The organism is Synechococcus sp. CCY9201, from assembly GCF_034931105.1.
Classification (GTDB): Bacteria; Cyanobacteriota; Cyanobacteriia; order PCC-6307; family Cyanobiaceae; genus CBW1002.
Genome location: NZ_JAYGIC010000039.1, coordinates 1 through 8,271 on the forward strand (window position 1 = coordinate 1; position 8,271 = coordinate 8,271).

Annotated in this window: 6 protein-coding genes; 2 read left to right on the forward strand and 4 right to left on the reverse strand. The window is 66.5% G+C overall.

What is annotated here, in order from left to right; translation table 11 throughout:
- Window positions 1–49 precede the first annotated feature (49 nt).
- Window positions 50–2,113, forward strand: coding sequence for an NAD-dependent DNA ligase LigA (gene ligA / locus VB716_RS04390; protein WP_323269833.1), 2,064 nt, complete (start codon window positions 50–52; stop codon window positions 2,111–2,113).
- 51 nt (window positions 2,114–2,164) lie between these two features.
- Here ligA and VB716_RS04395 read toward each other — a convergent pair whose 3' ends face one another.
- Complete coding sequence (locus VB716_RS04395) at window positions 2,165–5,383, reverse strand: choice-of-anchor I family protein (protein ID WP_323269830.1); 3,219 nt, start codon at window positions 5,381–5,383, stop codon at window positions 2,165–2,167.
- A gap of 358 nt (window positions 5,384–5,741) precedes the next feature.
- On the opposite strand from VB716_RS04395, the gene VB716_RS04400 reads away from it, so the two are divergent.
- On the forward strand, window positions 5,742–5,948 hold the full coding sequence (locus VB716_RS04400; protein ID WP_322758028.1) for a hypothetical protein: 207 nt from the start codon (window positions 5,742–5,744) through the stop codon (window positions 5,946–5,948).
- Between the two features lie 30 nt (window positions 5,949–5,978).
- Here the strand turns inward: VB716_RS04400 and VB716_RS04405 are convergent, their stop codons facing one another.
- The 3 genes from VB716_RS04405 to VB716_RS04415 all read right to left on the reverse strand — a co-directional run bounded on the left by VB716_RS04405 (window position 5,979) and on the right by VB716_RS04415 (window position 8,032).
- Window positions 5,979–6,593, reverse strand: coding sequence for a TVP38/TMEM64 family protein (locus tag VB716_RS04405; protein WP_323269831.1), 615 nt, complete (start codon window positions 6,591–6,593; stop codon window positions 5,979–5,981).
- Window positions 6,594–6,667: 74 nt separating this feature from the next.
- Window positions 6,668–7,375, reverse strand: coding sequence for a molybdopterin-dependent oxidoreductase (locus tag VB716_RS04410; protein ID WP_197158140.1), 708 nt, complete (start codon window positions 7,373–7,375; stop codon window positions 6,668–6,670).
- A gap of 42 nt (window positions 7,376–7,417) precedes the next feature.
- Entirely contained in the window at window positions 7,418–8,032 is a 615-nt protein-coding gene (locus VB716_RS04415) for a cytochrome b/b6 domain-containing protein (protein ID WP_322758029.1), read from the reverse strand.
- Window positions 8,033–8,271: the final 239 nt, after the last annotated feature.

Genomic DNA, 8,271 nt, shown 5'->3' on the forward strand with positions numbered 1-8,271 from the left:
CGGCGGTGGCGGCCCAGCCCCGGGGGCCGCGCGGCAGCGGGCCGAGGAGCTGCGGAGGCTGCTCAGCCGCGCCGCCCATGCCTATTACGTGCTCGACGCCCCCGTGATGGAGGATCCGGTCTACGACCGCCTCTATCGGGAGCTGCTCGATCTCGAGGGGACCCATCCTGAGCTGATCACGCCGGACAGCCCGACCCAGCGCGTCGGTGGGGCCCCGGCCGAGGGGTTCGTGAGTGTGGCCCACCGCATCGGCCTGCTCAGCCTCGATAACGCCTTCTCCCTCGAGGAGCTGGAGGCCTGGTACGGACGGCTGCTCAAGGTGCTGGATCGCCAGCCCCAGCCCGGCGCTCCCCTGCCGGCCCTGGCGATGGTGGGCGAGCTCAAGATCGACGGCAACGCCCTCGCCCTCAGCTACGAGCACGGCCTGCTGGTGCGGGCCGCCACCCGCGGCGACGGCGAGCGGGGCGAGGAGATCACCGCCAACGTGCGCACGATCCAGAGCGTGCCGCTGCGGCTCCAGCTCGAGCGCCCGCCGGAGTGGGTGGAGGTGCGCGGCGAGGCCCTGATCCCCGACGCGACCTTTGCCGCGATCAATGCCGAGCGGCAGGCCCGGGGCGAGGCCCTGTTCGCCAATCCCCGCAACGCCTGCGCCGGCACCCTGCGCCAGCTGGATCCGCGGGTGGTGGCCGCCCGCCGGCTCGATTTCTTCGCTTACACCCTGCATCTGCCGGACGACTGGCAGCCCGCCGCCGCTGATCCCCAGCGCCCCACCGGTCAGTGGCAGGCGCTGCAGTGGCTGCAGAGGGCCGGGTTCCGGGTGAATCCCAATGCCTCGCTTCTGAACGATCTGGCGGCGGTGGAGGCCTTCTTCGCCCAGTGGGAGGAGGGGCGGCGGCAGCTGCCTTATGCCACCGACGGCGTGGTGGTGAAGCTCAACGATCTGCGCCTGCAGGCCGATGCCGGCTTCACCCAGAAGGCCCCCCGCTGGGCGATCGCGCTCAAGTACGCCGCCGAGGAGGCCCCCAGCAAGCTGCTGCGGCTGGCCTGCCAGGTGGGCCGCACCGGCGTGGTGACGCCCGTGGCCGAGTTCGAGCCGGTCCCCCTGGCCGGCACCACGGTGAGCCGCGCCACCCTTCACAACGCCGACCGCCTGGCGGAGCTGGATCTCCATGCCGGCGACACGATCGTGGTGCGCAAGGCCGGCGAGATCATTCCGGAGGTGGTGCGGGTGCTGCCGGAGCTGCGGCCTGCGGCGGCTCCGCGGCTGGCCTTGCCCCAGACCTGCCCGGAATGTGGCTCGGAGCTGGTGCGGGAGGAGGGCGAGGCGGCCACCCGCTGCGTCAACAGCAGCTGCCCGGCGATCCTGCGGGGCGCCCTGCGCCACTGGGTCAGCAAGGGGGCCCTGGATGTGGACGGCCTCGGCGGCAAGCTGATCGAGCAGCTGGTGGATCGGGGCCTGGTGGCCTCGATCGCCGATCTCTACCGGCTCGATGCGGCCCTGCTGGCCAGCCTGGAGCGGATGGGCGAGAAGAGTGCCGCCAATCTGGTGGCGGCCCTGGCGGCCTCCAGAACCCAGCCCTGGCCGCGGCAGCTCTACGGGCTCGGCATCCATCACGTGGGGGAGGTGAATGCCAAGGCCCTGGCCCGCGCCTTCCCCAGCGCCGCCGATCTGGCCGCCGCCGCCGCCGACAGCCCGGAGCGGATCATCGCCGTGTTCGGCATCGGCGGGGAGATCGCCCAGAGCCTGCAGCAGTGGTTCGGCACCCCGGCCAACCAGGCCCTGCTGGCGGAGCTGGAGCAGCTCGGCTTCTCCCTGGCCTTCAGTGCGGCCGAGCAGCAGGCCATGGCCGGTCCCAGCGAGGGGGCCGCGGCCCTGGCGGCGCCCCTGGCTGGCTCCACCTTCGTGCTCACCGGCACCCTGCCCAGCCTCAGCCGCCGCCAGGCCCAGGAGCGGATCGAGGCCGCCGGCGGCAAGGTCACCGGCTCGGTAAGCAAGAAGACTAGCTACGTGGTGGCCGGCGAGGAGGCCGGCAGCAAGCTGGCCAAAGCGGAAAGCCTCGGAGTGGCGGTGCTGGATGAAGCGGCTCTGCTGGCCCTGCTGGCCGAAGCATGAAAAAGGGCCCAGCTGGGGGCCCTCAACATCATCGGCGGGTCACCCGAAGGCTCAGAGCACGCCGGTGTCCTGGATCAGGTTGAGCTGGCCACCCTGCACAAGGTTGCCGTTCTCGCCGATGTTGCCGTCGCGCAGGCTGTGGGCCTGTACGTCGGCCAGGAAACTGGTGCCGGGGAGCTGGTTGTAGAGGGTGGAGACATCAAGAATCCCGGAGGATTCCCAGTTGCCCGGATCGGTAGCGCTGGGGTCGGTCTGGCCGTAGTCGGTAGGGACTGCGGTCCGATCGATCTGGGCCCAGCGTTCAGTGGAGGCCTGGCCCGTGATGGAATCTGTCTCGGTGGGGCTCACCTTCCAGATCGAGGCCTCTTCCTGGGCGAAGTAAGGCGCAGGCACCGAGCGATCTTCCTGCACATAGATTGACCCATCAGCCGACCAGGTGAGGTTGTCGGGGCTGCGGATGATCGTGGCACCGAAGGCGGCCTGTTCTTCGGGCGTATCGATCGCACTCCCGTTGGTAGTCTCCCAATCAGAAATTTCCCGATCGCCGTCATAAATTACGGTCAGATTGGTGCTGTTGTTTCCCGCAACAATCTCTCCATCAGGATTGAAAGCACCGCTGAGATCCAGGGTGATCAGGTTGCCGAAGCTGTCGGCCCCAGCAAAGGCCGAATTGCCGGTGGTGGCGAACACCACCTGCTGGCCATTGGTGGGATTGATGCTGGCGTCCTCCAGGCGGCTGAGCTGGAGCGCCCCGAGGGCGTTGGCGTTGGCTCGCAGGGTGGCCTCATCCCAGCTGGCCACTGTGGAGCCGTCGCCCACCAGCTCCCAGCTGCCGGCGGCGGCGGTGCCCAGGGCCAGGTCATTGAGGTCAGCGGAATCGGGTACAGCCACCGGATTGTCGACATCATCATCCGTGTAGTCCTGCTCGACCAGGCCAGCATCCGTGCCAATGCTGCCACCCGTCGGAACCCAGGTGTAGACATTGCCCTGGCTCGCCGCCAGGCCGTTGCGTTCCAGGAAAGAGGCCGCCGGATCCACCGACTTGCTGCCCACCCACAGATAGAGGGGGGAGGTGTTGTCATCCATCAGGATCACAGCCACGGTGTTCGCGCTGCCCGTGTCCACCTGCACGGCGGTTTCCCAGCCACCGCGGCCCAGCCCCGGCAGGGCGTAGAGGGTTTCGGTGGCGGTGTCGAGGGCATAGAAGAGACCCTCATCCGTCTCCTCACCGGTGAGGTAGATGGAATCCACAAAGCCATGGCCGGCCCCGAAACGGTCGGCTATCTCGAAACTGCCAGAACAGAAGCGATTGAAACTTCCGTTCAGCTGGGCGGCATCGGTGACCAGATTGCCGTTGGCATCCACGATGGTTGTGTAAGCGATCCCTCCAGCGATCACTGCCGACTGGTAGCCGTTGCTGGCGTCATCATCGACGTCCTTGTCAACGATCAGCTTGTGGATGCGGGCGCCGTTGAGGGCCACACCGCCCACTACATAGGGGGTGCCGGTGCCGTTGTTGAGCTCGCTGTTGGCCAGCACGGTGTAGGTGCCATCTCCGTTGTTGTAGGCACCAAGGCCATCGAAGATGCCGGTGGGTGTGTAGACGCTGGCGCCGGGCTCCAGGCCGTTGGTGAACTCACCATTGGTGATCAGACTGCTGATCTGCAGCTCGGGCCCTCCGGCCACATCCTTGAGCATCGTCTTCTCGAAGACGCCCGCACTGCCGGGGCCAGGGGTGTTGATCAGAGCACCCAGGTCGAGGATGTCCAGGGTGTTGCTGACCTCATTGGAGATCACCAACTGGCTGCGGCGGGTGGGGCTGTCCTTGGCGGGAATCACCAGCAGGCCCTCGGGGGAGAGACTGCCCTCAATCACCCTGTGGCTGACGTACTGGCCATTCGTCGGCTCGCTGATGTCGAAGATGGCCAGAGTGGTCTTGAGGCCACGCTCCATCCCCACGATGGCGTAAGTGCGGCCGTCTTCCTGGATGGTCGTCACCGTCTCAGGCTCCACACCCTTGGCATCACTGCGGCCGTCGTCATACGTGCCCGCTGCGAAGGCGATTGTCTGAAGGCTGTTCCCGCTGTCCCAGACAAGCTCGCCGGTCTGGGCATCAAAGATGCTCACCGAGCGACTACCAAGGGAGACGTTGGTGGGCGTGCCATCAGAGGCCAAGATGGTGTCCAGTCGGCCATTGGCGGCAGCGGGATTGCGGGCTATATCTTCATAGTCTCCGTATTCCCGGGCATCCCCTTCATTGGCGGTGATGTAGTAGGTCCGGCCTTCCACTTGGAAGGCGCTGATACCATCGGGCATGCGTAAGCCGACAAAATCCTGTCCCAGTTGGGGCAGAAAGTCCTCGCCACCGTTGCTGCCATCTCTGTCGGAGAGATCCACAGCCAACTGGCTGTAGTCGACTGAGCCCAGTTCGTGAATCGCCACGATGCGGCGGGTCCTCAGATCAACTACGGCCACGCCGTTGTTTTCCTGAAGGGTGACGTAGGCCTTGTCACCGAGAATGCTGATGTACTCTGGCTCGATGTCCTGGGATGCGGTGGTGCCGTTGGGACCGGAGATGCGCAGGCCAGTGGGTAGATCCAGGCCGTCAAAGCTGAGATCCGTATAGTTGAAGCGAGGGTTGAGTCTGGAGCCCTTGATGTCGATAATGCCAATCGAGCCCGCAGGATCGATGCCGTAGTCACCGCTGGGCTGGGCCTCATTGGCGATTACCAGTTGGCGTCCATCCTTGCTGAAGGCGATGCCGTCAGGCAGATAGCCGACTTCCACATCTCGCAACTGGGTGAGCCGGCCGTTCCTCCCCATCCGGAAAAAGCGCACCAGGCCCTTGGATGGGATGTCGTCGTAGTCCGCCGGCGTGAGGGCCACAGCCACCAGGTTTCCGTAGGCCGCCACCGAGGTGCTGTTGTAGGCACCGCCGTGGCTCCGGCGCTCCACCAGTTGCGGCGAGGCCGGATCAGTTGCATCGGTGATCTGAAGCGTTTGACCTCCCCCCGAGGAGAGCAGAAAAAGCTTCTTGCCGAGTCGCACATAGGCAGAGATCTCGGTCTGGAGCTGTTCGCCAGTGGTGCCGTCTGGCGAAAGATCGAGACTGCCGAGTAAGGGATCGGCAGGGTCCGCATTGAAACGGAACCTGCGAGCAAACCTGGAAAGCTTGTCCTCAAATTGATCGAAGGAGAATAACCTCCGGCGTCCACGTCCACCATGCAGCGCTTGATTCAGACCGAAGAAGCCGTTTGATGAAGCGACCATGGATGAAATCCTAGGCTCTTGAAGCTCTCAGAGGCCCCGCCTTGTGATCACTAACAACTGTTTAAGAGCCTGAAATTATTCTGGCAAAGGTGTTTGCTGACATGTCGGCTTGTGTTCCTTGATGCACTGAGCCCTGTGCTGAGCTGGATCAGAGCGATTCCAGGGCCAGAGGCGTGCCGGTGGGCCCACCCGCAGAATCCAGGAGGGAGGACAGAGAGTTGCTGAGCTCCTGTTGAGCTCTGATCACGACTGAGCGGTTGACCCATGTCGGAGACAGGACATGGCTTTTCAGCGAACTCTTAGGCCAACCTGGCGCATGCGGCCCTTGCCGCTTCTGATTTGACCGTCTCTTTGTCCGATGCCCAGACCTCCTGCCTCCTCTGCGCCCCCGCCTGTCCCTCCGGCCGTCTTCCGCTGGATCAAGACCGAGTGCGGCCGGGCCAGCTACCTGGAGCTCGCCTCGCGCCCCGGCTTGCCGGCCAGGCTGCGGCTGGCCTGGTTCGTGCTGATCGCAGCGATCCGCGACTGGCCCCTGCCCGATCCGGACGTGCAGACCGGGCCCTGAACCCGGGCAGGGATCCTGACGCGAGGCGCTTCAGCTGGATTCCTGCTGCTCCAGCGCCCGCCGGGCCGCCCTGCCCACCACCCACACCGAGCCCACCGTGGCGATGACCCCCAGAATCCGCAGGGCCCAGGTGCCGGCATCGGCCTGGCCGTGCAGCACGTCCCCGAAGCGGGCCACGTCGCCGGCCAGGGCACCGAGGGCACAGAAGAGCACGGTGCCAGGGAGGATGCCGATCAGGCCGATGCAGTAGTCGCGCAGGCTCACCTCGCTGAGCCCGTAGGCCAGGTTCAGCAGGCTGAAGGGAAATGCCGGCGACAGGCGGGTGAGCAGCACCAGGCGCAGCCCCTCGCGGCTCACGGCCACCTCGATCGCCTGCAGCTTCGGCACCCTCGCCAGCCGCCGGCGGGCCCAGTCGCGCAGCCAGTGGCGGCCCAGCAGGAAGGCGGCCACCGCCCCGAGGCTGGCGCCCACGAACACCACCACGCTGCCCCACCAGGTGCCGTAGAGGGCGCCAGCCAGCATCGAGGCCCACACGCCGGGCAGCAGCAGCGTGACCCAGAGGGCATACAGCGGCACGAAGGCCACGGCGCCGGCGGGGGAGCGCAGGGCGGGAAGGATCTGCTCGAGCAGGCCGGAGGCATCCATGGCACGAGCCCGGGAACGCAGCATTCTGGGGACATGGACAACCCCTCCGCCACGCACTGATCAGGCGGCGGACCTCAGAGCCCCGCAAACCACTCGTAGCCCTGGTCTTCCCAGGTGCCGCGGCGCTCGCCCAGGCTGGAGGCCACCCGCAGGCCCGTGACCCACTTGCTGAGCTTGTAGCCCAGTTTGATCGGGGTGGCGATCCGCACCGGGGCCCCGTTCGCCGCCGGCAGGGGCGCGCCGTTCATGCCCGTGGCCAGCAGGGTCTGGGGGTGGAGGGCCGAGGCCCGGTCCCAGCTGGAGAAATACTGATCGGCCGAGCTGATCTCCACGTAGCCCCCCAGGGGCGAGATCCCCGCCAGGCTGAGCACATCGGCCAGGCGCACGCCCGACCAGGCCACGATCGCCGACCAGCCCTCCACGCAGACGTGGCGCATGACCAACGTGTGTTGGGGCAGGGCCGCCAGAGCCGCCAGACCCAGGCTCTGGGGACGGCTCACCAGGCCATCGACCCGCAGGCGGTAGCTGTTGGGATCAAGCCTGGGCACGCCATTGAAGCTGTTGATCAGCAGGGCAGCCGGATCCACCTGATCGGGCCGGAACAGCGGCACCGGCCCCCGACCCTGCAGCAGGGCTTCGAGACGTTCGTTCAGGGGTTGGGTGGCGTCGCCCACCGAGGAACTGAGGTCATTGAGCGCACAACCGCCCAGCAGCAGCGAGGAGCCACCGGAGATGCCCAGGCCCAGGAGCTGGCGGCGGCTGAGAACGGGTGTGCTGGGCATGGCAGGGCTCAGGCGGGCATGGAGATTCAGACGGGCCTGCACTCAAGCGAGCATCGAGCGCAGCAGCCGCATCCCGCCGATCCGCCACGACAACAGCACGTGGGCGATCAGCAACAGAGCGATGGCAGGGATCGTGGCGAAATGGCAGACCCGCAGGGTCTGCCAGGCGGTGACACCGAAGGACTCCCCGAAGGAAAACAGGCCCGAAAGCCACCAGAACTGGGCCGGCTTGTACATCGCCAGGCCGGTGATCAGGCTGAAGCCCAGCAGGATCAGCATCAGGCTGTACACCAGCCGGTGGCTGGCCAGCTGGCGCTTGCCAGCGTTGCCGCTGCCCTTGAGGGTGCTCAGATCACCGGCCTGGGCCAGCCGCCGCCGCCGCTGGACCAGCAGCAGGGCGATCCAGACGCCGAGGTTGAGGGCGTAGAGCCCCATGAACCCGAAGTGCCAGTCGCGCCCCCCCGCCAGCCAGCCCCCCAGCGTCAACAGATCCGGAATGGTGGCGCCTTCGCGGCCGCCGAACACGGGATTGGCGTTGTAGATCTGCAGGCCGCTGGCCGCCATCACCACCAGCACCAGCAGGTTGAAGCCATGGAAGGCCCGGGTCCACCAGGGGGCGTGCCGGATGCGGGCGGACTGGACCGGAGCCTCGGGCATGGGTGAAGGCGAGCCTGAAGGGGATACCGGTGAGCCTGGCGGATGGATTGTTGGAAGGGTTCCACTGATCTTGGCGCCATCGCTGACACGCCATTGCCACCGATGCTGCCGTGAGGGTTGTCCGTTCATCCGACCGGTAGGTTGTCGCGAGTCCTCCGGATGTTCGGCTGATGGCCCCGCGTCGCTCCAGTTTCCTTGCCGATTTCAAGGCCTTCATCAACAAGGGCAATGTGGTTGAC